General features: G+C 69.0%; 17 protein-coding genes. 11 read left to right on the top strand and 6 right to left on the bottom strand.

Annotation, left to right across the window (positions count from 1 at the left end; genetic code table 11):
• Positions 1-14: 14 nt before the first annotated feature.
• Both IE269_RS13660 and IE269_RS13655 read right to left on the bottom strand, forming a co-directional pair.
• The gene (locus IE269_RS13660) at positions 15-224 is read right to left on the bottom strand and encodes a DUF397 domain-containing protein (RefSeq protein WP_189823147.1); all 210 of its coding nucleotides are present in this window, start codon (positions 222-224) and stop codon (positions 15-17) included.
• Entirely contained in the window at positions 221-1,081 is an 861-nt protein-coding gene (locus tag IE269_RS13655; protein WP_189823146.1) for a helix-turn-helix domain-containing protein, read from the bottom strand. Before IE269_RS13655 ends, IE269_RS13660 begins: the two co-directional genes overlap by 4 nt.
• Positions 1,082-1,242: 161 nt before the next feature.
• On the opposite strand from IE269_RS13655, the gene IE269_RS13650 reads away from it, so the two are divergent.
• A complete protein-coding gene (locus tag IE269_RS13650) occupies positions 1,243-1,701 on the top strand; it encodes an ATP-binding protein (protein ID WP_189823145.1) in 459 nt (152 codons plus the stop codon).
• A 7-nt stretch (positions 1,702-1,708) separates the two neighbouring features.
• On the opposite strand, the gene IE269_RS13645 is transcribed toward IE269_RS13650, so the two are convergent.
• Together IE269_RS13645 and IE269_RS13640 are read right to left on the bottom strand one after the other, a co-directional pair.
• The gene (locus IE269_RS13645) at positions 1,709-3,019 is read right to left on the bottom strand and encodes a 7-cyano-7-deazaguanine synthase (protein WP_189823144.1); all 1,311 of its coding nucleotides are present in this window, start codon (positions 3,017-3,019) and stop codon (positions 1,709-1,711) included.
• Positions 3,016-3,879, bottom strand: a complete 864-nt coding sequence (locus IE269_RS13640; protein ID WP_189823143.1) for a hypothetical protein — start codon at positions 3,877-3,879, stop codon at positions 3,016-3,018. The genes IE269_RS13645 and IE269_RS13640 overlap by 4 nt, the downstream gene beginning before the upstream one ends.
• 266 nt (positions 3,880-4,145) lie before the next feature.
• Between IE269_RS13640 and IE269_RS13635 the strand changes: the two genes are divergently transcribed.
• From IE269_RS13635 to IE269_RS13620, 4 genes are read left to right on the top strand one after another with little or no spacing between them, the layout of a single operon-like run.
• A complete protein-coding gene (locus IE269_RS13635; protein WP_189823142.1) occupies positions 4,146-8,078 on the top strand; it encodes a BREX-2 system ATPase PglY family protein in 3,933 nt (1,310 codons plus the stop codon).
• Entirely contained in the window at positions 8,078-10,825 is a 2,748-nt protein-coding gene (gene pglZ / locus IE269_RS13630; RefSeq protein ID WP_189823141.1) for a BREX-2 system phosphatase PglZ, read from the top strand. Before IE269_RS13635 ends, pglZ begins: the two co-directional genes overlap by 1 nt.
• Positions 10,822-12,156: a BREX system ATP-binding protein BrxD gene (gene brxD, locus IE269_RS13625; RefSeq protein ID WP_189823140.1), complete on the top strand. Its 1,335-nt coding sequence runs from the start codon at positions 10,822-10,824 to the stop codon at positions 12,154-12,156. The genes pglZ and brxD overlap by 4 nt, the downstream gene beginning before the upstream one ends.
• Positions 12,153-14,309, top strand: a complete 2,157-nt coding sequence (locus IE269_RS13620; RefSeq protein WP_189823139.1) for a DEAD/DEAH box helicase — start codon at positions 12,153-12,155, stop codon at positions 14,307-14,309. The genes brxD and IE269_RS13620 overlap by 4 nt, the downstream gene beginning before the upstream one ends.
• Before the next feature lie 45 nt (positions 14,310-14,354).
• Here the strand turns inward: IE269_RS13620 and IE269_RS13615 are convergent, their stop codons facing one another.
• Entirely contained in the window at positions 14,355-15,359 is a 1,005-nt protein-coding gene (locus tag IE269_RS13615) for a DUF3800 domain-containing protein (protein WP_229897619.1), read from the bottom strand.
• 291 nt (positions 15,360-15,650) lie between these two features.
• Here IE269_RS13615 and IE269_RS13610 point away from each other — a divergent pair, with 291 nt between their 5' ends.
• Positions 15,651-16,553, top strand: a complete 903-nt coding sequence (locus IE269_RS13610; protein WP_189823138.1) for an MDR family MFS transporter — start codon at positions 15,651-15,653, stop codon at positions 16,551-16,553.
• Here the strand turns inward: IE269_RS13610 and IE269_RS13605 are convergent.
• Complete coding sequence (locus IE269_RS13605) at positions 16,489-17,592, bottom strand: substrate-binding domain-containing protein (RefSeq protein WP_189823137.1); 1,104 nt, start codon at positions 17,590-17,592, stop codon at positions 16,489-16,491. The genes IE269_RS13610 and IE269_RS13605 overlap by 65 nt on opposite strands.
• 273 nt (positions 17,593-17,865) lie before the next feature.
• Between IE269_RS13605 and IE269_RS13600 the strand changes: the two genes are divergently transcribed.
• From IE269_RS13600 to IE269_RS13580, 5 genes are all read left to right on the top strand, one after another.
• Positions 17,866-19,215, top strand: a complete 1,350-nt coding sequence (locus IE269_RS13600; RefSeq protein ID WP_189823136.1) for an ABC transporter substrate-binding protein — start codon at positions 17,866-17,868, stop codon at positions 19,213-19,215.
• Entirely contained in the window at positions 19,212-20,129 is a 918-nt protein-coding gene (locus IE269_RS13595; RefSeq protein ID WP_189823135.1) for a carbohydrate ABC transporter permease, read from the top strand. Before IE269_RS13600 ends, IE269_RS13595 begins: the two co-directional genes overlap by 4 nt.
• Positions 20,126-21,052, top strand: a complete 927-nt coding sequence (locus IE269_RS13590) for a carbohydrate ABC transporter permease (RefSeq protein WP_189823134.1) — start codon at positions 20,126-20,128, stop codon at positions 21,050-21,052. The genes IE269_RS13595 and IE269_RS13590 overlap by 4 nt, the downstream gene beginning before the upstream one ends.
• A 35-nt stretch (positions 21,053-21,087) precedes the next feature.
• Positions 21,088-22,068 (top strand): hydroxyacid dehydrogenase, encoded by a 981-nt coding sequence (locus IE269_RS13585; RefSeq protein ID WP_189823333.1) that lies wholly within the window; start codon positions 21,088-21,090, stop codon positions 22,066-22,068.
• 62 nt (positions 22,069-22,130) lie between these two features.
• Positions 22,131-24,143, top strand: a complete 2,013-nt coding sequence (locus tag IE269_RS13580; RefSeq protein ID WP_189823133.1) for an outer membrane protein assembly factor BamB family protein — start codon at positions 22,131-22,133, stop codon at positions 24,141-24,143.
• Positions 24,144-24,311 lie beyond the last annotated feature (168 nt).

The raw sequence follows: 24,311 nt of genomic DNA, 5'->3' as shown, positions 1-24,311 counted from the left end.
CCATGTATGCGTCGTCAGGTGCGATCTGCTGCGTACGAGACGAACACCGACCACTCCGCCCGCCCGAAGGCAAGCTGCGGGCCCTGCTGGTTCTTCGAGTCCCGGACGCGGACAGCGCCGGTAGAGTCGGCGATCTCCACGCAGTCGGGGCCTTCATTGCTGCTGTAGCTGCTCTTGAGCCACATCAGCCCGTCGGTGGTGTCGGCAGAGGGCCTGGTTGTCATGTCTCTCCCCGGAGTTTCTCGATGAAGTCCAGTGACTCCCGTGGTGTGAGAGCCTGCGCCCGGATAATCCCATACTGGGTCTGCAGCGTCTGGACCGCTTGGCGATCAGAGATCACGCGGCTGAATTGCTGAACTTCTAGGTGGGCTACTGAAGGTCCCCGCCGAGAGTCGAACAGGCGGAGCTGACCACCCATGCCCGCGTGATCTTCACGATCCGTAGGCATTACCTGGATCTCGACATTGCGCAACTGGCCGAGTTCCAGAATGTGTTCGAGTTGACCGCGCAGTACCATCTTGCCACCGAGCGGACGCCGCAGTGTCGACTCCTCCTGGACGAAACTCAGGATGGGGGCGGGCCACCGGTTGAAGATCGCCAGACGTGCCTGGCGTGCGGCAACCTCGCGTTCGATCTTCTCCTCGTCGAGGAGCGGTCGGCGCATGGGGAACAGCGCGCGGGTGTAGTCCTCGGTCTGCAGCAGCCCTTGGATGTTGTGGTCGCTGTACGCGCCGATCTCGACCGCTTCCGCCTCCAGCTTCGCCAGATCCCGGACCTTCTTCGGATACCTGGCCCGCTCCACATCCTCCTTGAACGCCGCCAACATCCCACCCGCACCCAGTACTTCATCCGCCGCATCCAGGAACTCCGGCTTCGGTGCCCGCCGTCCCCGCTCCACCGACGACACCTGTTCCTCGCTGTATCCGATCGCCGTTCCCAACTCGGCCTGCGTCAGGCCGGTTCGCTCGCGCCACAGTTTGAGCTGCTTGCCGACCGTCTTGAGGAGTTCGGCCGCGCCCTCGTCCTCTCCCGCGTCCTGGTCCTCGGTTCCGCTGCCCGACTGGCCTGCCCCGACCGTCATCCGCACCACCTCCATCACCCTGCGAACCGCGACCAACGACGTCCGTACCCCTGTCGTCACGCCCGGCCGACCGGACACGAACCCGGTGCGCCCGGACAGAACGCACCACGTACCGGTATCGGCCCTATTCAGGCTAGAGCGGCACGGTCACGCTCTGTTGCATGAACGATGAAATCTCCACCCCCACAGGCGACTTCACCCAATGCTTCTCTGCCACCCGCCGCGGCGCCCGCCTCGCCCGCAGACTCGCGACGCAGCAACTCGACGACTGGGGAATCCCCTTCGGCAGCGATGTGTCCGATGCCGTCACCCTCGTCGTCGCCGAGCTGGCCGCCAACGCCGCGACCCACGGCCGGGTACCCGGCCGGGACTTCCAACTCCGGCTCCAGCTCTGCCCGTACACGATCCGCATCGAAGTCGCTGATGCTCGCGGTGAACAGCAGCCGCCGTCCCCGGGCGCGGTCGTCGCGCCGCCGCCAGAGGAGGAATCGGGGCGAGGGCTGCTGCTCGTACAGGAAATCGCGAGGGAGTGGGGTGTCAGTGAGCGCCCGGTCGGCAAGTCGATCTGGGCTGAAGTGTCCATTGTTCCAGGGGCGGTGGGGTGCAAGGGGTGTGAGTGAGAGTGCCTCACGCCACCTCCGACACCTCCAACGCCCACCGCACCAGCTCCTGTAGCTCGCCTCGGCCGCGCTTGATGACGTCCAGCCACTCGTGGGTGTGGGTTCCGGGCGGCAGAGGTACGTCGCCGATCACGTCCAGTGCGGAGTACGAGCGGGCCAACCACTGCTGGACGGCGCGCCAGTGCTCGGTGCGTTTGGCGGAGGTGCCCGGCAGCCAGGGAGCTGTTTCGTACGACGTGTCGTCCACGCCCGCCGCGCTGAGCAGGCCCGAGCGGCGGATGAGACAGGGGAAGCAGGTGCCGCAGTTGATGTACGGGCGGCCGTTGAGGCGCAAGGGGGAGGCACCGCAGCTCAGGGTGTTCTCCAGGGCCGTACGGGGGAGGCCGGAATCCAGTGCGGCGCGGCAGATGTCGCCCTTGGTGAGGCGGGCGAGGGGGTTCTCGGCGGTGACAGTGCCGTCGACGGACCTGATGAGGGTGTTGAGGAGGTGGAGGGTCCTCGGGTGCACGGAGCGGGTGGACAAGGCCGACGAACGGGCCGAGGTCAAGGGCGGGTTGAGGGCGAGCTGGCCGTTCTCCGGGATCTGGACCGTGGTGACCCCGTTGGCGGCTGCCGCACGGATGGCCGCCGCCGCGTACAGCAGGCCCCGGGGGCGGGAGGACTGCTCCACCGTGGAGCCGTCCGAGCCGCCGGGGGTCTGACCGAGGGGAACCGGGTGCAGGTGGCGGCCCGACTCCCGGGCGAGTGTGTGCACGGCGTCGTAGGCGCTGCTCTGGACCGACTCGAGGTTCTTCTCGATGAAGGTGACGAGCAACAAGCGACCGTTGTCGCCGACGGACGCACGTTGGGCGGCCCAGCTCAGGGAATCCAGGCCGCCGGAGAAGAGGGCGGCCTCGTGGGCCCGCGACTGTTCGTAGTCCCAGAGCGGGTCCGTCCGGTGCGAGGGGCGGGCTGCGCGAAGAGTGATCTCCCAGTGGTCTCCGGTGAGGGTCTGCAGGAGGGCGGGTATGAGTCGTGCCGCCGCGTCGGCCCAGAGATCCGGGTCCGAGACCGGCACCGAGAGCCGGAGGCGACGTGTCCAGCGGTCTTCGGTGGGGGTGCGGTTCACGAGCTTGTCCGTGAGGAATGCGGCTCGGGCGATACGGAGGAGGTCGTCGGCCCAGAGCGGAGGCGGGCGGAACAGCCACTCCTTGCCTTCGATTCGTGATTCCCGCTCCTGGAACGCGGTCTCACCGATCGAGTGCCACTGGAGTCCGGAGGGCCGTTCGCTGTCGTACGCACGCCACCAGAAGTGGTTCGGGGCGGGAACCTGGGTCATGCGGGGGGCTCCTCTTCGCCGAGGGTATCGATGGCCAGGCCGAGGATCTTGCCGACGGTGCCGGGGACCAGGCGCCGGGCCACCTCGGACAGGGGGTTCTCGGCCGAGGGGGCCGGGGTGATGGACTCCGGCGGCTCGCCTTCTTCGGTGGGCGGGACGGCCTCGGCGACCGAGTCTTCCGCTGCTTCCTCGCACGGGTTGGGTATGAGGGCGAGGATCCGATCGGCCACGAAGTCGGAGATCTGTCCTTCCGGGTCAGTGGCAAGGAGTACCGGAACCGCGAGTTTGATCTTCTCGGCGATGACGGTACGTAAGAATTCAGTGATCAGGTCGGCGAAGAACCACCGGTAGAGGAGGCAGAGCAGGTCGCTGGCCAACCCGGCTCCCGCTGGCGGGCCGGATGGTGCGTGCAGAGTTTCCCGTACCTCCGGATGCACCGCGAGGAGCCGCCCGGCAGAGGCCGCCACCGCACGCCGTAGGGCCGAATCCACCACGGTGGTCCCGTCGCCCGCCACCCGTCGGGTGAGTTCCGCGACGAAGGCGTCGGCCGGGTCCGGCCACTCGGGCCGGGGCTCCTCCGCCCCGTACGGCTCGAGATCTCCGTCGGGCGGGATCTTGTCGAGGAGGCCGCTGGGACCGGACTCCGCCAGCACCTGCATGGCATCGCTCAGCCGGGCTCCGGCGGCCGAGGCCGCGTCCTGTAGGCCGAACGCGTCCGGGTCCTGCTGGCAGGCATCGTGCAGAGCATCGATCGCGGCAGCGGCCGTAGCGCCGGGATCCGATCGCTCGGGATCCCACGTGGCGAGTCGCTGGTAGAGCCCCTTCCAGCGCGGACCCTCCCAGCGTGAGGACGTGCCCATGGTGCCGCCTCCCCCGATTAGGCCGACTCCGGTTTCCAGTGCAGCAGTGGATGGCCTGTACAGCCAGGGCGCGACTCGGCCAAACTTCAGATGACGTCACAGAATGTGAGGGATTGACGAAGGGGGATACACAGGGTGACCGGCCCGTCGCAGAGATCCGCCCCTGAACAGGTCACCAGGGCGTCCTGGCTGGCAGGATGGGACATTGCCCCCACGTGTGGGGCAGGTGCGTCCCAGCCGAAGCCGAATGAGGAACGAGAGCCCTGATGTCTACGAGCGAGCTCTTCCTGCGCGATGTCATCGACATCAAGGAAGACGTCCATGCCGGCGATTTCAAGGTGGAGCTGTCCGGAGGCTTCACCGAGACCGACGCCCGGGTGGCGGAGTACGTCGTCACGGATCAGCTGCAGGGAGCGTTCGCGAAGGCGCTCGGACTCGTCGGGGCCGCGGTTCGCACGGGCAGCTCGCACGCCGCCTATCTGCATGGTTCGTTCGGCTCGGGTAAGAGCCACTTCCTGACCGTGCTGCACGCGGTGCTCAACAACAATGGCACCGCCCGCCGCAAGGAACGGCTCCAGGAGGTCATCGCCCCGCACGACGACTGGCTGCGGCAGAAGAAGTTCCTGATGGTGCCCTACCACCTGGTCGGCGCGGCCGACCTGGACTCGGCGCTGCTCGGCGGCTATGTGGCGACCGTACGAAAGCTTCACCCGGACAAGCCGACACCGGCCGTCTACCGGGCGGACTCGGCGCTCGCGGACGCGCGCAAGCAGCGCGAATTCCTGGCGGATGACGGGAAGTTCGCGCGGTGGCTGGGCTCGGGCGGGGTTGCGGTCACGCCCAGTGGCAGGGCAGCCGCCGCGTACGAGGACGACGGTGACGACCTCGACACCAGCGACCTCGACACCAGCGACCTCGACACCAGTGGTCTCACAGGGGCCGCCGAGGTGGGGGACCCCGGCACATGGAGCTCTGACGACCTCAACCGCGCCTTCGACGCCCCCGCCGGTGACCCCCACCGCGAGGCGCTCGTCTCCGCGCTGCTGTCGGGGCCGATGGCCGCGTACGCCACCGGGGCGCGTGGTGACAAGGACGCCTTCGTACCGCTGGAGAACGGGCTCGCCGTGGTGTCCCGGCACGCCCGGCTGCTTGGTTACGACGGCATCGTGCTGTTCCTGGACGAGCTGATCCTGTGGCTGCAGGCGCACATGGGCGACCAGGACTTCGTACGCGACCAGGTGCAGAAGCTGGTCAAACTGATCGAGTCGGGGGACAGCGACCGGCCGGTGCCGATCATCTCCTTCATCTCCCGCCAGCGAGACCTCTCCCAGCTCATCGGGTCCGACGTGGCCGGTGCGGATGTGCAGAACCTGGAGCAGCAGGTCGAGTACCTCGCGGGCCGGATCGACGTCGTCGACCTCGAGGACAGCAACCTCATCGAGATCATCAAGCACCGGGTGCTCGCCCCCAAGCCGGGGATGGAGGCTGCCCGGGAGTCGGCTTTCGCGGCGGTCGAGTCGTCCAAGGACGAAGTGCGGCAGGTGTTGCTCGACGCGAACGGACGTACCGAAGCCTCCTGGGACGACTTCCGGGACGTCTACCCGCTTTCGCCCGCCTTCCTCAACGTCCTGGTCGAGCTGGCGGGCGCGCTGCAGCGCGAGCGCACCGGTCTCAAGCTGGTCCAGGAGACGCTGTCCCGGCGCAGGCACGACCTGAAGCTGGGCGAGCTGATTCCGCTCGGTGATCTGTGGGACGTCATCCTGGACGGTACGGGCGAGGCCTTCACGGCACGGCTGCGCAAGGAGGCGGAGACCGCCAAGCGTTTCTACTCGCGGGTGGTGGCGCACCTCCTCGAGAAGTACGGGTCGGTGGACAACCCGCTCTTCAAGGGGGACGAGCGGCTCATCAAGACACTGCTGCTCGCCGCCCTCGCCCCGAACGTCCCAGCCCTGGCACGGCTCACCGGAGAGCGGCTTGCTGCCCTCAACCACGGGTCCATCAAGGTGCGGCTCGGATCTGCGGGGTCCGTGGCGGCCAAGCGGTTGAGAGAACTCCAGGGAGAGTTCGGTGAGTTGAGGAGTGAGGGCAGCGCCGACCCGGTCTTCCACCTGCATCTGTCGGATCTCGACATCGAGCCGCTGCTTGAAGAAGTCGGCAGCGCGGACGGCCTCGGAAAGCGTCGGCAGTGGGTCAAGGACAAGCTGTGGGCGGAGCTGGGTATCGGCGATGCGCAGCCCTTCGTCAGCGAGCGCGAGATCGTTTGGAGGGGTACCCGACGCGCCGCCGAGTTCGTCTTCGGCAATGTCTGTGACCCGCATTTGCCCGACGAGCAGTTCAAGCCGCTGACCGAGGGGAACATCCGGTTCGTTCTGGACTACCCCTTCGACGACAAGCACTTCCCGAGCGACGACGTACGGCGCATCGAGAAGATGAAGCAGGAGGGGAAGTATGCGCACACCATCATCTGGCTGCCGGACTTCTTCTCCGAGCAGAAGGGCAACCAGCTCGGCCGGCTGCTCAAGATCAACTACTTGCTGGAGCGGGATCGGCTCGACGACCACACGGCCACCAAGTCCGCGGACGAGCGGGTTCAGATCAGGCATCAGCTCCAGGCGCAGAGCGAGAACCTGACCTCCCAACTGGTCGCGGTGCTGCAGCAGTTGTACGGGATCAGCAAGCCGGACCCGGGCAGTGTCGGCGCGGAGGTGCCGGACAACCAGCATGTGTGGTCCCTGGAGCCCCGGTACTCCAGGCCCAGGCCGGAGGCGGGGCTGAGCTTCGAGCAGAATCTGTTCGCCCTCGCGGACGGAATGTTCGGTGCGCTCTACCCCAAGCATCCCGACTTCGACCCTGCGCTGACCCGCAAGCCCGTCACCACCCGGGAGCTGAAGACGGCCCTGGAGTGGATCGAGCAGGCGATGAAGCTCGGTGAGCGGCGGGTTGTCGTCGACCGTCACCACTTGGGCGTCGTCAAGAAGATCGTGCATCCGCTCGGACTCGGCGAGGTGCACGACGGGCCGCTGAACCTGGTCAACGACTGGCGGCTGAAGATCAACCAGAAGGCGGCCGACGCCAAGGCCGGCCCTGAGCTGGCCGTCGAGGACATCCGCCGCTGGATCGCGGAACTCGGCTTCGAAGGCCTGGACAAGAACATCACCAGCCTGATCATCGCCACCTACGCGCTGCTCGACGACCGGACATGGGTCCACCAGATGACCCCCGTGCCCGCGCCCGAACTGGAGCGGATCGGCACCGGATTCGGGCTGCGGGCGGTCGAGCTGCCGACCGAGGAACAGTTCGCCACGGCCCGCACCCGGGCCGGGGCGATCTTCGGGGTCTCCGCCCAGCCCGTGCTCTTCGCCCGCAACGTCGCTGCCTTGGAGACGGACGTGCGTGCGATCCTCAAGGCGCACGAGACGGCGGTGGGCGGCGTGCGGCGCTCGCTCGACAAGCACGGCGCCGACCTCGGGGTCACCGGCCCGGAGGCCGACCGGATGCGCTCCATGCGGGCTGCCGCCGACCTACTGGCCCGGCTCGCCCGTACTGGCGACGGAACCGCGCTGGTGAAGGAGCTGGCGGCGGTTTTGTACGACGTGACCGACCGGGAACTGGGCGCTGCGATCAAGCAGGCACCCGAAGTCCTCGCAGCGCTGGATGCCACCAACTGGTCCCTGCTGCAGAGCATCCGGGGATTTGCCCAGCGCGCCGACGGAGTCGGCGACCGGGCGGAGCGGCTGATCTCCGCGGTGCAGGAGGCGGTCAACGACCACGAGCACACCAAGTCCCTTGTGCCGGTGCTGGAACGACTGCAAGAGGAATCCGTCGCACTGGTGACGGAGGCGGCGCGTCTCGCGAACGTGGCCCAGCCGACCACCCCCGCTCCGCTCCGGCCGCAGGACGTCAGCCTGACGCAACACGGCACCCCCGTGATCAGCTCCGGTCCTGCGCACCTACCCGACCCGGACGAGACGAGGCAGGCCCCGGTCCGGCAGGATGCTCCGGTACGCGGACCCAGTGCGCCTCATGTCCTGGACACCGCCCACCTGACCGGGCTGGAGTCCGCGCTGTCCGACGCGATCACCGACGTGGGGGACGAGATCCGCAGGTACGCTGCCGAGCATCCCGGCGTACGTATCGAAATCGCCTGGCGGCCAGTTTCTGGTACTGAGCAGCAGCAGGGCGAAGGAGACGGAGCCTGATGCCGGCCGCCCCGCCCCAGATCAACCGGCTCACCATCGAGGCGCTCCTCGACACCTATGCGCAAAGCCTGCGCGAGCGGCGCCTGATGCTCGTGCACGGTCGCTACCCGGGCAAGGCCTCCGATGCCTTCACCGTGAAAATCGGCGGGGAGTCGCGTCGGGTGTACGTCAGCGACCAGGACTCGGTGCTCGGCGTCGTGGATGCCTGGCAGCGCCACAGGTCCGACCCGAGCCGCGACGCGGATGTGCTGGTGGTGACCACGGGGGTCGGTGACGAGCAGCTCGGCTGGGACGTGCGCGGGCATGCGGTCAAGCGGCGTGCCCTCACCGTCGAGAACGCCGAGATCGTCAAGCAGCGCTTCGGCGTTAAGGAACTCGACCCCCGGCTGTACGGCGAGCAGTGGCTGCTCGACGCACTCCTGGACGCCGAACCCCACGAGGGCTGGCAGCGCCCCGGATCCCTGCTGACCCGGGACGTCGCGGTACGGGCCCTGGCCGTCGCGCGCCTCGGACTGGACCGGGCGGGACCCGGTGAGACCACCGCAGGCCTCGGTATCGATGCGGACGCCATGCTCGCCTGGTCCCGCACCTCGGCAGGACCAGCGCGCTTCCTCAAACTCCACGACGACGAACGGCGTCGGCTCAAGGAATGGCTCGGCGAGACGGCCGGGGCCGCCGTCCCCGTACTGATGTCGCTCATCGAGTCGGGGCGCGGTCAGGACGCCATGGCTCGTGGGCTGCTCGGGTCGGCCATGGCCGACCCGGCGACGAGTGCCGACACCGTGCTGGCCGTGGGAGGGCTCTTCGGACAAGTACGCAGGGCCGACATTCTGGCCTTTAGCGATGCGGTGGCCGGTACCCTCACCCGGTGGATTGCTGAAGCGCGACACAGCGAAGGGGTTAAACAGCGGGCGTTCTCGGTGATCGACAAGGCCGACCGGCTCGCGGCCGAGGCCGGACTCACCCAGGCGCTGCGTGGCAGTCGTTTCCTGCTGTCCAGCTTCACCGCCCAACTGCGTGACGTTGCAGCCGAGTTGGCTGGGGATTCCGGGACAGCCGAAGCTGCTCTCACCGAGCTGCGCGGGCATTCGCTCGCCACCCTCAACGAGGACCGGATCGCCGTCGCCGAGATGGCCGTACGCATCGCGCGCTGGCTGGCCACCGAGCAGCAGCCCGTGGAGTCGGTGGCCTCTGGAGTCCGCCGGCACCTCGCCGAATGGGGCTGGGTCGACCGGGCGCTGAACATGCTCTGGGCCGGGGACCCGGTCGGGGACGCCGTCACCGACCAGGCGTACCGAACCCTCCATGACACAGCGCGCGCCCGTCGCGACGTACTCGACGAACAGTTCGCCGTACGTCTCGCACGGTGGACCAAGACCGCAGCGGCACAGAACCCGGGCGGGTGCCTGCTGGTGGAGAACGTACTGACCGAAGCGGCAGCACCGCTGCTCGGACGGAGTGCAAGTCCGCTGATTCTGCTGCTCGACGGCATGAGCAGTGCCGCGGCCGTGCAGATCGGGGCCGAGGCGGAGCGCGAGGGCTGGATCGAAGCCGCGCCCAGCCCGTCGACGGACGGGCTGGGCGCGCAGCGGCTGGCCGCGGTCTCCATGCTGCCCTCGGTCACCAGGATCAGCCGGGCCTCCCTGCTCACGGGGACCGCGGTCACGGGCGGGCAGTCGAAGGAAAGTGCCGGGTTCGCCGCGTATTGGCAGCAACAGCACAGGACTGACGGGGTCCTGGTGCACAAGGCATCCATCGGCGGCCCCTCGGGACATCGGCTGACCGAGGAACTCGTCTCGGCCCTTGCCTCGAATTCCGTCGTCGGCGTAGTCCTGAACACCATCGACGACGCACTCGACCACGGGCAGCAGGGCGCCCGCACCCAGTGGCGGATCAACGACGTCACCTTCCTGCGCGAGCTGCTCTCGGCGGCCAAGGCCTATGGGCGACCGGTACTCCTCGTCGCAGACCACGGGCACGTCCTGGAACGGGGAGCCGGCCACGGACCTACCAGGGCGACCGGGGCCGAATCGTCCCGCTGGCGCACGGGCACCGTCGCCGAAGCGGGCGAGATCGTGCTGAGCGGTCCGCGGGTACTGGAGGGACAGGGGACGATCGTCGCCCCCTGGCACGAGGACATCCGCTACACCCCGCGCAAGGCCGGCTACCACGGCGGTGCGTCACTGGCCGAGGTAACGGTGCCGCTGCTGGTGCTGCTGCCTGCCCCGGACATGCTGCCGAAGGGGTGGGAGGTGCTCCCGAGGGAACGCGTGACGCCGCAGTGGTGGAACCGGGGTGCCGTACCCGAGGAGACGCCTGCCGAGGAGACACTGCCCACGCCCAAGCCTTCGCGCAAGCGGGCCGGACAGGCAGGTGAGGGCCTCTTTACGCAGGCGGAGGTCCAGCACATCCCGGCCCCGGAGACCCTGGGCGCCCGAGTCGTCGGCAGTGATGTGTACGTGGCGCAGGCCGCGTATGTACGCAGGCAACCGGACCGGTCGGTCGTGATCGCGGTGATCGACGCGCTCGCGGACGCGGGTGGCACCATGTCGCCTGCCGCGCTCGCGGCGGCGATCTCCGCGACGGGCCGCGTCAAACGCAACATCGACGGCTTCATCGCCACCCTGCAGCGGCTGCTGAACGTCGAGGGGTACCCGGTGCTCGGCTTCATCGACTCCGGTCACACCGTGCGGCTCGACGCGCAGTTGCTGCGTACACAGTTCCAGTTGGAAGGAGGCCGGTCGTGACCACGGCCCCCCAGCACGTGAGCGCCGCCCGCCGCCGTGAAGTCATCGACGCGCTCCGGCGGGGCACCGTCCCACAGGCAGGGCTCGACCTGTTCGCCGTGGGGCTCACCCGCTTCACCCGTGCACTCGACGACGACCTGGCCACAGTCCAGGGAGGCGGCGCCGCCTTCCATGCGATCCGCGGCGAGTACGGGTCCGGCAAGACCTTCTTCGCCCGCTGGCTGGCCGAGCGGGCGAAGCGGGCCGGGCTGGCCACCGCCGAAGTACAGATTTCCGAGACCGAGACCCCACTGCACCGACTGGAGACGGTCTACCGGCGGCTGACGGAACGCCTGACGACCGCCACCCACCAGCCGAGCGCCCTGCGCGCGATCATCGACTCCTGGCTCTACAGCCTCGAGGACGAGGTCCTCGACTCCGACGAAGTGGACGAGGACGACGCGGAGGCGCTGGCCGCCGCGGTGGATGCCCTGATGGAACGGCGGCTCGCCGACGTGGCGCGCACCACCCCGGCCTTCTCGGCAGCTCTGCGCGGCTACCGGAAAGCGGTCACCACAGGTGACGGTGCCACCGCCGAAGCACTCATCGCCTGGCTCGGCGGACAGAAGTCCGTCGCGGCCTCCGCCCGGCGCGCCGCCGGAGTACGCGGAGACCTGGACCACTTCGGAGCCCTGGGCTTCCTACAGGGTCTCCTCACCGTGCTCCGTGACTGTGGCCACCCCGGGTTGCTGCTCGTACTCGACGAGATCGAGACACTGCAGCGGGTCCGTGGCGACGTACGCGAGAAAGGGCTGAACGCACTGCGCCAGCTCCTTGACGAGATCGACGCCGGGCGATTCCCCGGCCTCTTTCTGGTCATCACTGGCACCCCGGCCTTCTACGACGGACAGCAGGGCATCCAGCGACTGCCCCCGCTGGCCCAGCGGCTTGCCACCGACTTCACCACCGACGCCCGCTTCGACTCGCCCCGCGCAGTCCAACTGAGGCTCACCGGCTTCGACTTGGAGCGACTTGGTGAACTGGGGCGCAATGTAAGGGATTTGTTCGAAGGAGTGGCCCACCACCCGGACCGGATCAAGGACCGGGTGGACGACGCCTACGTCGGCGAACTCGCCAATGCGATCACCGGCAATCTCGGCGGCAAGGTCGGTGTCGCGCCACGGATCTTCCTGCGCAAGCTGGTGGCCGACGTACTGGACAGGGTGGACGAGCACGACGACTTCGACCCGCGCAGGCACTACGCACTGACCGTTTCCGACACGGAACTCAATGATGTCGAGCGCAACGCCGCGGCCACCGGGGCCGACGACATCGAACTGGAACTGCCATGAGCGGGCCGGTGGGGGGTGGACCTGCCGTTCGTGGCATCGACGACCTCGACCCGGTACTGGTCCACCACATCGTCAACACTCTAGGCTGGCCCGGACTTAGACCGCTCCAGGAAGAGGCGATCGCCCCACTGCTCGTCGGCGAGGACGCCGTACTGCTGGCACCCACGGCAGGCGGCAAAACCGAGGCTGCGACGTTTCCTCTGCTGTCGAGAATGACCGCGGAGCGCTGGTCCGGTACCTCGGTGCTGTATGTGTGCCCCCTCAAGGCGCTCCTCAACAACCTGCTCCCGCGCCTGGAGGCCTACACGGGCTGGATCGGCAGGACGGCAGCGCTGTGGCACGGTGACGTCAAGGCCGGTGCACGCAAGAAGATCCTCGTGGGCCGCCCCGACATCCTGCTGACCACGCCCGAGTCGCTCGAAGCGATGCTGGTCAGCACGAACGTCGACCACCGCACCTTCCTCGGCGGCCTCAACGCCATTGTGGTGGACGAGGTGCATGCCTTCGCGGGCGACGACCGCGGCTGGCATCTGCTCGCAGTACTCGAGCGTCTGCAACGTGTCGTGGGCCGCCCCCTCCAGCGGATCGGCCTCTCCGCGACCGTCGGCAACCCGGACGAACTGCTGCACTGGCTCCAGGGATCAGGAGCGGACAACCGCCCGGCGAGAGTGGTCGCACCCCACCTTCGTACCCCCGTAGACGAGATCGCACCCGGCCCGCCGCCCGGCGACATTCAGCTGGACTATGTCGGCTCGGTGGATAATGCGGCCACCGTCATCGCAGCCCTGCACCGCGGTGAGAAGCGGCTGGTCTTCTGTGAGTCCCGGCGGCTGGTCGAGGAGTTGGGGGAGAAGCTGCGGGCCAAGTCGGTCACGACTTTCCTCTCCCACGCCTCCTTGTCCGTCGACGAGCGGCGCAGGGCGGAGGAGGCATTTGCCGAAGCACGCGACTGCGTCATCGTGTCGACCAGCACGTTGGAACTGGGCATCGACGTCGGAGACCTGGACCGCGTCATCCAGCTTGACGCACCGGCCACCGTCGCCTCGTTCCTGCAACGCCTTGGCAGGACCGGACGGCGTGCGGGCACCACCCGTAACTGCTTGTTCCTTGCCCTGAGCGAGGACGGGCTGCTCGCTGCCGCCGCACTGCTTCTCCAGTGGTCGCGCGGATGGGTCGAACCGGTCGCTGCCCCGCCCGAACCCCGGCACATCGTCGCCCAGCAGATCCTGGCACTCTGCCTGCAGGAGCACCAGGTCGGAGACAAGCTATGGCAGGAATGGTGGTCGGGACTCGGACCGTTCGGGCAGGGCGCCGAGCCGATCGTCCGACACCTGGTGGACGAGGGCTATCTCGACCAGGACGGCGGAATGCTGTTCATCGGCCCCGAGGCCGAACGGCGCTTCGGACACCGACACTTCATGGACCTCACCGCGGTTTTCACCGCCGCACCAGAGTTCACCGTCCTCAGCGGACTGACCGAGATCGGCCGCACTGATCCGACTCTCCTGACCGAGGAGGTCCAGGGCCCGCGCAGGCTTCTGCTCGCAGGACGCAGCTGGCAGGTCACCTACATCGACTGGCACCGGCGCCGCTGCTTTGTCGAACTCGTCGACGGCGGCGGGAAGGCGAAGTGGGGCGGACTTGGGTTCGTCCGCGCGACGTCCTGGGAACTGACGCGCGCCGCCAGGGACGTACTGCTCGGCACAGACCCTGAGGTAGACCTCACTGGGCGGGCACAGGGGTGTCTTACTGAAGCGCGAGAGCGGTTTATGGAGTACGTACACCCCGCAGGCACTCTGATTGTGCGCAGGGCGAACGAGGACCTGCGCTGGTGGACATGGGCAGGCCACCGGGCCAATGCCACCCTGGCTGCCACGTTGTCGGACGTCTCCGACCCGGCTCAGCGCATTAACGACTGCTGGGTCCGGCTGCGTGCGGACCTCACCCCGCAGCGGTGGAAGGAGGCAGTGGCCGATGCTACCGGTCGGCTCAGTCTGCCGTCCGTCCACGAACAGGCCCTGCGGGGGCTGAAATTCAGTGCAGCGCTGCCGCCCCGACTCGCGGAGAAGACCCTGGCGGCGCGGCTGGCCGACCTGGAGGGCGCCACTGCCGCACTACAGGAGAGCGTACGGTTCACCCGCCTACCCGCCTGATCCTCACGACCTCGGGTTCAGCAGGGCGCTCAGCTTCCTGCCCGGTTACGAAGAGGGAGAATCCGGTCCAGGGAACGCTGCCGCAGTGGCCAGGTCGAGCGCGGAACCCTGAGGGGGGACACCGGTCGAGGGCGTGGTCACCGACGGGACGGTCGGTGTGAAGAGCTTGCCGGCAGAACGGTGGCCACGTGCGTCGGAAACCACCACTCCTCCGGTCCACTTCCCCGTCGGCGACTCGTAGCGGTGCTGCAATTTGGCGATTCGGGGGCAGTGCCGGTCGCGTACGTCCACGAATCCCGGGTCGCAGTGAACATTGCCGACGGCTGCCAGGTCCCCGGCATAGGTCACGGCGGCGGCGGGCGCCAACACTGCGCTCACCAAGAGATCGGCGATCTGCAGACCGAGGTGGGTGTTGCTGTGGCCGAAGACGGGGGACTCGGGGAGGTGTGGCAGGGGGTCGCCGCCCTTGGCGAACTTCCTGGTCGTCACGCAGTGCACATTGCCGGTGTTGTCGCTGGGGTTGCGGCTGTCCAGGATGGCAATTCCGCTGCTGGACCGTTCGGCGAGGAAGTGCTCGAAGTTGCTGCACAGCGCGTTCACCGATGCTGCGTACATGGCAGTGTCATCGTTGACGACACCGTCCTGCTTCACCCAGATACGAGCCATGACCCGGCAGTCGCGCTGCTCCAGGATGGTCAGTAGGTGGTCGAGAAAGCCATGCGCCATCCGCCGCTGGTTGCGGCCACGCCGACGGAAGGACTTGCGGATCGTCTCACCCTTGATCTCGTGATGGACGACCTCGCTCAGGGTGGGAACCTTGCAGAGCTCGGGCCGGAACTTCTTCTTCAGTGCGATGAAGTCCCAGGAAAGGGCCTTGAGCTGACTCTCCGGAACGGTGAAGCCGCCGATCGCCATGACCGGGACCGAGTCCGCCACTGCAGGGTTGAGTACCTGCCCGGTCCCGGACTCGTCGAGGTAGCACAGGTGCAAGACGTTCCCCCTGAAGCACAAACAGCTATGGCCGACCCCAAATCCTTGGGGGACGGCCATAGGAGGTTCCACGCCCGGCAAGGCCGGGTCGCAGAGTGGTGTTCGTTCTGATCGCAGCGTAATCGAGCAGGTACCTCGAGGCAATGTCGGGACCGGTGTCTTCGAGAGCAGGTGGCTTCCCCGACTCATGGGTACCTGCCTGCTGCGTTGGCCGAACTTGCCGGCTGAGCCATCCTCGTTGGCCTGGGGCGTGCAGGAGATGCAGGGCGGGATGAAGACCCGCTGCCGGTGCCCCCCGTGCGCCCCCCAGGACGGGGTAGGCCGAAGGCCTACTGGCTCGGCAACCTGCCCGTGGCCGTGCTCGCGCTCGTGCTGCGCCTGATCGGCGAGAGCCGGGTCCGCCCGGACGCACTCGGTGCGGTGCTGGGCACCGGCGCCGCCCTGTCCTTTGTCTACGGTCTGCTCCGGGCCGGGGAGTCCAGCCGGGGCGAGACGGCCGTGGTCGGGCCGCTGTTCCTCGCCCGTGTGCTGACCGTCGCCTTCCTCGTGGTCGAGCGCCGCACGGCCGAGCCCCTGGTGCCGCTGTCGTTCCTGTCCTTCCGGACCCGCGTCGTCGTCAACGGCGCGGGCCGGCGGTCCTCCGCTGCTTGCTACGCGATGGCTTTCATGGTGATGATCCAATTGCAGACTGTGCTCGGCTGCGGCTCGATCACGGCAGGTCTCGTCTACCTCCCCTACTGCGCCGGAATGCTTGTCGGTATGTGGGGCTCCTCCGGCGCGGTGATCAGGTTGGGCGCGCGCCGAACCCTCGTCGTCTCCTTCGTGGTCAGCGCGGCCGGGCTGCTCCTGCCGTCCGGCATCGCGCCCGGCGACGCCTACGCGTCCGGCGTGCTGCCCGGCATGCTCGTCATGAGCGTCGGCTGCGGCCTGAGCCTGCCCGCCCTGACGGTCACCGCGCTCACCGCCACCACCGAGGAGGACGCCCGTCTCGGATCGGCCGTCGTCACGTCCGTGCAACAGGTGTGCGGCGCGGTGGGACTGGCGGTCCTCGTCACCCGTTGCCGCGACACCCTGGTCAACTGGACAGGGCCGCTGCACGCCGCGACGCAAGGCTTCTCACTTGCTCTCGTCGTGGGCACCGCTCTCCTCCTCGCTGGCGTCGCCCTCATCGCCACGATGCTCACCGCCCTCACCCGGAGACCGCGTCCCCCTCTGCCCCCTCCTGCCCCGGCGCCCCGCAAGAAGCGCGGATGACCAGGGTGGGCCAGAGGTGGACGCGGTGGATCGGGCGGGTCGGTGGGGAGGTCAGGCGGGAGAGGGCCAGGTCGGCGGCCGTGGTGCCGAGTTGGTGTTTTGGGGGGCGGACCGCGGTCAGGGGTGGGTCGGAGGTGGCCGCGACCTCGTCGTCGTAGGAGACGACGGCCAGGTCGCCGGGGACGGAGAGGCCGTGGTCGCGGGCGCGTTCGACCATGCCGATGGCCTCGCCGTCGGAGTGGATGAACAGGGCGGTGGCCCTGGCCTCGCGGCAGCGGCGCAGGACGTCGTCGTAGGTGTCGGTCCAGCCTCGTGAGCCGTAGGGGGGTACCTCGAATTCGAGGTCGGTGGGGGCTTCCAGGCCGAGGGCTGCGGCGGAGGTGCGCCAGCCCTCGCGCAGGGCGTGAGTGGTGGGGCTGAAGCGGGCCGTGATGAAGGCGATGCGGCGGTGGCCCAGGGTGACCAAGTGGCGTACGGCCAGGCCCGCGCCCAGGTCGTGGGCCGTTGTTGCCGCGTCGAGGGCGAGGGTCGGCAGAGTGGGCGGCGGCAGGCGTTCGACGAGGACGACGGGGACCGGGAGGGTGCCCAGCCAGCGCAGCAGGTCCGCGCCCGCGTCCCCGGCGACGGTGGGCGCGACGAGCAGGGCGCGGGCCCCGCGGTCGAGGAGGCCGGCCACCTGGCGCCGGTCCTCCCGCGCGTCGTACGCGGAGGCGCGCAGCGCCAGTCTGCCATCGGCGGCGGCCACGGCGCCCTGCGCCCCCTTGATGACCGAGGGCCAGTAGAACTCGACTGTGGGGACGACCATGCCGATCAAGGTGTGGCCGGAGGGGCGGGTGGGGGCCGAGGGCGTCGGGTGGGAGGGGCGGGTGACTCCGCCGTGCACCCGTTGCACCAGGCCGCGGTCGGCCAGGAGCGTGACGTCGCGGCGGACGGTCACCGCCGTCACGCCGAGTCGCTCCACCAGGTCCGCCAGACGCACGGTGCCGGACTGCCGTACGAGCGCGAGGATCAGCTCCTGCCGCTCCGACGCCAGTGCCATGCGGACTCTCCCGGTTTCGTCGGCTGCCGTCTTGCGATCGTTTTCGATCGTTCGGCTTTCGGTCGTGAAGCCCTGTTCTATCGCACGGGGTTGTTGCGGGGGAAGGGGTGAAGGGGGGCGTAGGTGTGCGGTGGTGGCTTGATGTCTGGCTTCGTTTGGCTTCGTTTTCTATCGATCCTGATCGATTCGATTCGGAATCGTTGACCGTGGCCCGCGCCGGGGGCTGAAGTGTGCGAACACCGCACTGCGTGACCCTTGCGTGAAAGGAAACCCATGGTGTTCGGCACCTCGTCCGACGCCGGAGGCGGCAGTTCTCGGACACTTCGGTCGAGGAGGTCGCTGCTCCGTGCCGCTTCCGGACTCGGCGTCGCGGCCCTCGCGGGCGGCACGCTCACCGGATGTTCCCAGAGCTCCTCCGGCGCCACCCGCGTACGACTCTGGTCCTGGCTTACCGGCATGGATCAGTACGTCGCCGCCTTCAACGCCTCCCAGCGTGACGTTCATGTCGAGTTGAGCGTCATTGCCGCCGGAACGTCCGGCGGATACGCCCAGCAGACGAATGCGATCCGCGCGCACAACGCCCCCGACATCCTGCACACCGAGTACCAGGCGCTGCCGCAGATCGTGACCACCGGCGGTCTGCGCGACCTGACCGACGACGTGGCCGACCTTGCCGACGGCTTCCTCCCTGCCGCCTGGCGGAGCGTGCGCCCCGACGGCCGGACCTGGGCCGTGCCGATGGACTTCTGCCCCATGGCGTTCTTCCACCGCAAGGATTTGTTCGACAAGGCGGGCGTTCAAGTGCCGCGCACCTGGGAGGAGTTCGCGGAGGCGGCAGCCGCCGTGCGCAGGACCGACCCGCGCGCCCGGATCACCACCTTCCCCCTCAACGACGGCGCCTTCTTCGCCGGGATGGCCTGGCAGGCGGGGGACCCCTGGTGGCGGGTCGCCGGCGACAGCTGGCAGGTCGGCATCGACACCAAGGGCACCATGGGCATGGCCGGTTACTGGCAGGACCTGGTGTCCTCCGGGAAGGTCGCCCACACCCCCACCGCCGACCAGAGCTGGATCTCCTCCCTGCACCAGGGCCGCCTCTGGGGCATGCTCGGCGCCACCTGGGGCGTGGGCGTGATGAAGAGGTCCCTGCCCACCGCCAAGGGCAAGTGGGCCGTGACCACCCTGCCGACCTGGGGCGACAAGGCCGTCAACGGCGCGTTCGGCGGCTCCGCCTTCGCCGTCGCGGCGCAGAGCGAGGTCCCCGAGGCGGCGCTGACGTTCCTGCGCTGGCTCAGCACCGACCCCGCCGTTCCCCGGATCGGCGCGAAGGTCACCTTCCCCTCGCCCGCCTACCTGCCCAGCCGCAAGGTCGCCCGCGAGGCGTACAAGAACGAATTCTTCGCCGGCGAACCGCTCTTCGACGTATTCGACAGGGCCGCGACCCGAGTCCCCGACTGGACGTGGGGGCCCACCTCGCTGAGCGTCTTCTCCTCGATCGCCGACGTGCTCGCTCCGGTTCCCACCGGCGGCACCACCATTCCGCGGGCCCTGCACACGTTGCAGTCCTCGACCGTCGCCACCATGCGCGAGCGCGGGCTCGCCGTCAGGAACGGGGGCCGGGCATGACCATCGCCGTCAACTCGCAGCAAGAAGCGGGGGAGTTGCGCCGCCCCAGCCGCCCCCGCCGCCGCTTCACTGGCGCCGCCCTGGCCGCCCCCTTCGCCGTACTGCTGCTGTGCACCGTCCTCGTACCCATCGGATACGCCCTCTGGCTCAGCCTGTTCACCGACCGCCTCAGCGGGCTCGGATTCGACGGCTACCGCCAGGTCTTCACCGGCCTCGCCAACTACACGCACGTCCTCACCGACCCCGCCGCCCACACCGCACTCGGCAACATCGCGCTCTACGCGCTGATCCACATCCCGGTAATGTTCGGCGGAGCCCTGCTGATCGCGCTCCTGCTGAACTCCGCGACCGTACGACTGCGCCAGATCTGGTCGCTGGCGGTCTTCCTGCCGTACGCCGTGCCCGGAGTGATCGCCGGACTGATCTGGGGCTACCTCTACAGCCCCAACATCGGACCGCTCAACGAAGCCCTGCCCTTCGACCCGCTCGGTTCCGGCGGCGTCCTGTCCTCCATCGTCAACATGGCCACCTGGCAGTGGATGGGCTACAACGTGATCATTTTCTATACGGCGCTGCAGGCCGTGCCCCGCGAAGTGCTGGAGGCCGCCCGCGCCGACGGTGCCGGAGCCATCCGTACCGCACTCTCCATCAAGATCCCGATGATCCGGCCGACCGTCTTCGTCGCGCTGATGTTCACCACCATCGGCTCCCTCCAACTGTTCACCGAGCCCATGGTGCTGCGCACCTTCACCGGCACCGTGACCAGCACCTGGACCCCCAGCCTCTACATCTACGAAGCGGCCTTCACCAACAACGACTACGGGCGCGCCGCCGCCGCGTCCGTCCTGCTCGCCCTCGCCTCGGCCCTGCTCTCGGCACTGGTGATGCGGCTGTCCGCCCGGAGGTCCCGATGAGCGCCCCCACGACGACCACGCCACGGCCCCCAGTCGTACGGTCAATTCCCGCGCAGAGAAGGGGAGGTGACGGCGGGTCGGACAAGGCCCGGCGCTGGACCTCGCGCGGTGCCGTGCACGGCATCCTCGTCCTCGCGACGCTCTACAGCGTGCTGCCGCTGATCTGGCTGGTCACCTCGTCCACCAAGTCCGTCGGCGACTTCTCCGCCACCAGCGCCTTCGAGTTCGCCGACTTCCATCTCTTCACCAACCTCAGCGACCTCTTCGCCCGCGAGGACGGCGTCTTCTGGTACTGGATCCGCAACTCGCTGCTGTACGCGGGACTCGGCGCCGTTCTCGGCGCGCTGATCTGCACTGCCTGCGGCTACGCCATCGCCAAACTCGACTTCCCCGGCCGGAAGCTGCTGCTCTCGGTGACCCTGACCGGCGTCCTGGTGCCGCCCACCGCGCTCGCCCTGCCGCTGTACCTGCTCGCCTCGCACCTGCACCTGGTGAACACCTTCTGGGCCGTGTTCCTCCCGATGCTGACCAACCCCTTCGGCGTCTATCTCGCCCGCACGTTCGCCGACGCGGCCGTCCCGGACGAGGTCCTGGAGGCGGCCCGCCTCGACGGGGCCGGTGAGCTGCGCATCTTCTTCACCATCGCGCTGCCGATGATGATGCCCGGCTTCGTCACGATCCTGCTGTTCCAGTTCGTCGCCATCTGGAACAACTTCTTCCTCCCGCTGGTCATGCTGACCGACCCGCAGCTCTTCCCGATGGCCCTCGGCATCTACCAGTGGAGCACCCGCGCCCTCCAGTTCCCCGACTACAACCCGCTCGTCATCACCGGGTCCCTGCTCGCCGTCGTACCGCTGATCGTGGCCTTCGTCGTCCTCCAGCGGCAGTGGCGCAGCGGCATCTCCGCGGGGAGCGTCAAGTGACCGGCCCCGTGCGCAGACCCGAGACGCTGCTGCTGATGAACGACGCGACCCGGCGCACCCAGTTCGGCCCGCCGCAGTGGGAGCGGCTGCGCGCCACGGCCACCCTCGGCCGGCCGGTCGCCGCCGCCGACCTCGACTCCGCCGTCGTCCGCGCCCGGCTCGCCGAGGCGGAGGTGCTGGTCACCTCCTGGGGCTGCCCGGTGCTCGACGAGTCGGTGCTCGCTGCCGCCCCGCGCCTGCGGGCCGTCCTGCACGCCGCCGGTACGGTACGCAACCACGTGCCGCCCGCCGCCTTCGACCGCGGGCTGCTGGTCACCAGCGCCGCAGGGGCGAACGTCGAGCCCGTCGCCCACTTCACCCTCGGTGCGGTCCTGTGGGCGTTCAAGAAGGTGCCCTTCCTCGCCGCCGACGCGCGCCGCTTCCGCAGCGACTGGAGCTACCGCGACGACCGGGGCGAGCTGAGCGGACGCGACCGTACTGTCGTCCTGGTCGGCTTCTCGCGGATCGGCCGCCGGGTCACCGCCCTGCTGCGGGCCCTGGACCTGGCCCGGGTCCTGGTCGTCGACCCCGTCGCCGACCCCGCCGAGATCGTCGCGGCGGGGGCCGAACCGGCGCGCCTGGAGGAGGCGTTGCCGCTGGCCGACGTACTCAGTCTGCACGCGCCGTCCCTGCCCGAGACCCGGCACATGATCGGCGCCGACGAGCTGGCCGCGCTGCCGCCCGCGGCGGTGCTCATCAACACCGCCCGGGGCGCCCTGATCGACACGGCGGCCCTGGAGGACGCCTGCCGGGCCGGGCTGCACGCCGTCCTGGACGTCACCGATCCCGAACCGCTGCCGGACACCAGCCCCTTGTACGACCTGCCCAATGTGGTCCTCACCCCGCACATCGCCGGGTCGCTCGGCTCGGAGACCCGCACCATGGCCGACTCCGCACTGACCGAGCTGGAGCGGTACGCGGCGGGGCTTCCGCCGCTGGCGCCGGTGACACGGCAGTCCCTCAAGGTCCAGGCGTAACCGGGCCTCCTCCGCATTCCCCGTAGTGATCCCCCCCCGTAGAGCAACAGGAGAGGTGTGTCATGAACAGCGAGCACATGAGCAGGCGGTCCGTCCTGCGCGCCGGCGGTGTGGCCGGTCTGGCCGCCGCCACCGGCCTCGCCACAGCGGGCGCCTCCGCAGCAGCCCCCGCCGATCAACACCGTACGAAAATCGTCGACCTGGGACCGGCGGTGGTCAGGTTCTCCCTGATGAGCGCCGTGCTCGTCGGCGACATTCTGTACATCGGCTCCCGCAACCTGGAAGCGGCGAAGATCATCGCCTTCCACGTGCCGACCGGCAAGGTCGTCGGCGAGACCTCCCTGGCCACCGGCCACTCCGTCCAGGCCATCGCCGCCGATCCGACGGGCGCGTACGTCTACGCCGGGGTGCTCCAGAAGGCGGCGGGCGCGGGATACGTCTACCGCTGGGACCTGAAGGCGCTCGGCACACCGGCCACCGCCCTCGGCCGGATCAAGGACCGCGACGTCCGCGACCTCGCCGTCGCACCCGACGGGACCGTGTACGCGGTCGGCAGCGGCGGCGCGACAGCCCCCGCCCTGTGGGAGTACGACCCGGCGAAGAAGGAGTTCGCCGAACTTGGCAGCCCGAGCCCCGACGCCACCACCGCGCTGGCGGTCGCCGCGACCCGGGACACCGTCTTCTTCGGCGCGGGCAGCACCCTGCACGCCGGGGGCGGTGCCAGCAAGGCGGTCCTCTTCGCGTACGACAGGACCTCCCGCGCCTTCACCGACGTCACCCCCGCCGAGCTGCGGGGGGACGCGGCGGTCCGCGAACTGGCGGTCGTGGGGGACCGGCTGGCGGTGGGCACCGCCGGTTCGACGGAGCCCTCGAAGGTGGCTGTCATGGACCTGACGGACCTGTCACGGTACGAAGTGGCGAGCTCCACCGGGAAGACCGCGAAGAAGTTCGCGGCCGCCGACGGGCGGATCTACTTCGCGAACGAGACGGGGCTCCTCGCCTACGACACCGCCACCCGCACCGTGGCACCCGTGGAGTTCGAGGGGCCCGCGCTCGGCGAGATCTGGGGTGTGGACAGCCGCGACGGCAAGATCCTCGTCACGTCCGCCTTCGGGTTCGTCGCCGAGATCGATCCGAAGGCGAAGAAGGCCGAGGTCACCGAACTGGCCGAGGCGGGCGCGCCCGCGTCACCGCAGACGGTGATGGGCATCGCGGCGGGCGGCGGAAACGTCTACATCAGCGGTACGGGCACGATCGCCCGGCACAACCTGCGTCGCCGGGAGGTCGCGTACCTCCGCGCGCCGGGCGAGGCGAAGGACGCCATCGTCGTGGGGGACACCCTCTACACGGGCCAGTACAGCTCCGAAGGCATCTGGGCCTACCACCCGCGCCGCCTCGACCCGATCCGCAAGGTCGCCTCCTTCCCCGCCGCACAGAACCGGCCCGCCGACGTGGCCTGGGACGACACCCATCGTCTCGTCCTGGTCGGCGCCGAGTCCGACACCGAGGGCGGCGGCTCCTTCTGGACGTACAACCCGAGGACCGGCACGTCCCGTTGCTTCGTGAACCCGATCGACGCGGGGCAGTGCGTCCGGGGCGTCGCCGCCAAGAACGGCGTGGCCTACCTCGGCGGCGACAACAACACCAAGACCACCCCCTACGCCACGGTCGTCGCCTTCGACCCGGTGGCGGGCAAGGAACTCTGGCGGATCGACCCCCAGCAGACCGCGGGCATCGCCGCCCTCGCGCTACGCGGCCGCCACCTCTACGGCATCTCGCGCAAGGGAGGCTTCTTCGTCATCAACGTTCGTACGCGCACCCTGATCCACCGCGCGGACATCACGGCGGTCAGCAAGGGCTATGCGGCGATGGTGACCAACCAGGGGGTCGTGTACGGGGTCTCGGACACGACCGTATTCCGCTTCCACCCGAGGACCTTTGCCGTCTCCGTCGTCGTACCCGACATCAACGGCGGCTGGTACAGCGGCTCTCATCTGGCCAATGACGAGTTGGGGCGCCTGTACACGATGCGGGGCCGCAACCTTGTCCAGATCACCGACCGTCCCGGATTCTGAATTCCGCTTTCTGGCGTGATCGCGCTGGTCCGGGCTCCGTGACCCCCACGGCTGCGGAGCCGAGGACCGATCCGGACGGATCTGAGGGCCGATCCGGACGGACCCCGAGGACCGATTCGGACGGAGCCGAGGACCGATCCGGACGGAGCCGAGGGCCGTCCGCCCCCC

Origin of the sequence: Streptomyces spiroverticillatus, from assembly GCA_014650415.1 — a bacterium.
Taxonomy (GTDB): Bacteria; Actinomycetota; Actinomycetes; order Streptomycetales; family Streptomycetaceae; genus Streptomyces; species Streptomyces spiroverticillatus.
The sequence above is the reverse complement of the archived record's forward strand: the minus strand, read 5'-3'. Positions and strand labels throughout refer to the sequence as shown.

Excerpts from the sequence above, each read along its gene's own strand:
- IE269_RS13585 (WP_189823333.1), top strand. The coding sequence starts at position 21,088 with ATGAACGACGCGACCCGGCGCACCCAGTTCGGCCCGCCGCAGTGGGAG.
- IE269_RS13655 (WP_189823146.1), bottom strand. The coding sequence starts at position 1,081 with ATGACGGTCGGGGCAGGCCAGTCGGGCAGCGGAACCGAGGACCAGGAC.
- pglZ (WP_189823141.1), top strand. The coding sequence starts at position 8,078 with ATGCCGGCCGCCCCGCCCCAGATCAACCGGCTCACCATCGAGGCGCTC.
- IE269_RS13640 (WP_189823143.1), bottom strand. The coding sequence starts at position 3,879 with ATGGGCACGTCCTCACGCTGGGAGGGTCCGCGCTGGAAGGGGCTCTAC.
- IE269_RS13650 (WP_189823145.1), top strand. The coding sequence starts at position 1,243 with ATGAACGATGAAATCTCCACCCCCACAGGCGACTTCACCCAATGCTTC.
- IE269_RS13600 (WP_189823136.1), top strand. The coding sequence starts at position 17,866 with ATGGTGTTCGGCACCTCGTCCGACGCCGGAGGCGGCAGTTCTCGGACA.
- IE269_RS13615 (WP_229897619.1), bottom strand. The coding sequence starts at position 15,359 with ATGGCCGTCCCCCAAGGATTTGGGGTCGGCCATAGCTGTTTGTGCTTC.
- IE269_RS13660 (WP_189823147.1), bottom strand. The coding sequence starts at position 224 with ATGACAACCAGGCCCTCTGCCGACACCACCGACGGGCTGATGTGGCTC.
- IE269_RS13635 (WP_189823142.1), top strand. The coding sequence starts at position 4,146 with ATGTCTACGAGCGAGCTCTTCCTGCGCGATGTCATCGACATCAAGGAA.
- IE269_RS13595 (WP_189823135.1), top strand. The coding sequence starts at position 19,212 with ATGACCATCGCCGTCAACTCGCAGCAAGAAGCGGGGGAGTTGCGCCGC.
- IE269_RS13590 (WP_189823134.1), top strand. The coding sequence starts at position 20,126 with ATGAGCGCCCCCACGACGACCACGCCACGGCCCCCAGTCGTACGGTCA.
- IE269_RS13620 (WP_189823139.1), top strand. The coding sequence starts at position 12,153 with ATGAGCGGGCCGGTGGGGGGTGGACCTGCCGTTCGTGGCATCGACGAC.
- IE269_RS13645 (WP_189823144.1), bottom strand. The coding sequence starts at position 3,019 with ATGACCCAGGTTCCCGCCCCGAACCACTTCTGGTGGCGTGCGTACGAC.
- IE269_RS13605 (WP_189823137.1), bottom strand. The coding sequence starts at position 17,592 with ATGGCACTGGCGTCGGAGCGGCAGGAGCTGATCCTCGCGCTCGTACGG.
- IE269_RS13580 (WP_189823133.1), top strand. The coding sequence starts at position 22,131 with ATGAACAGCGAGCACATGAGCAGGCGGTCCGTCCTGCGCGCCGGCGGT.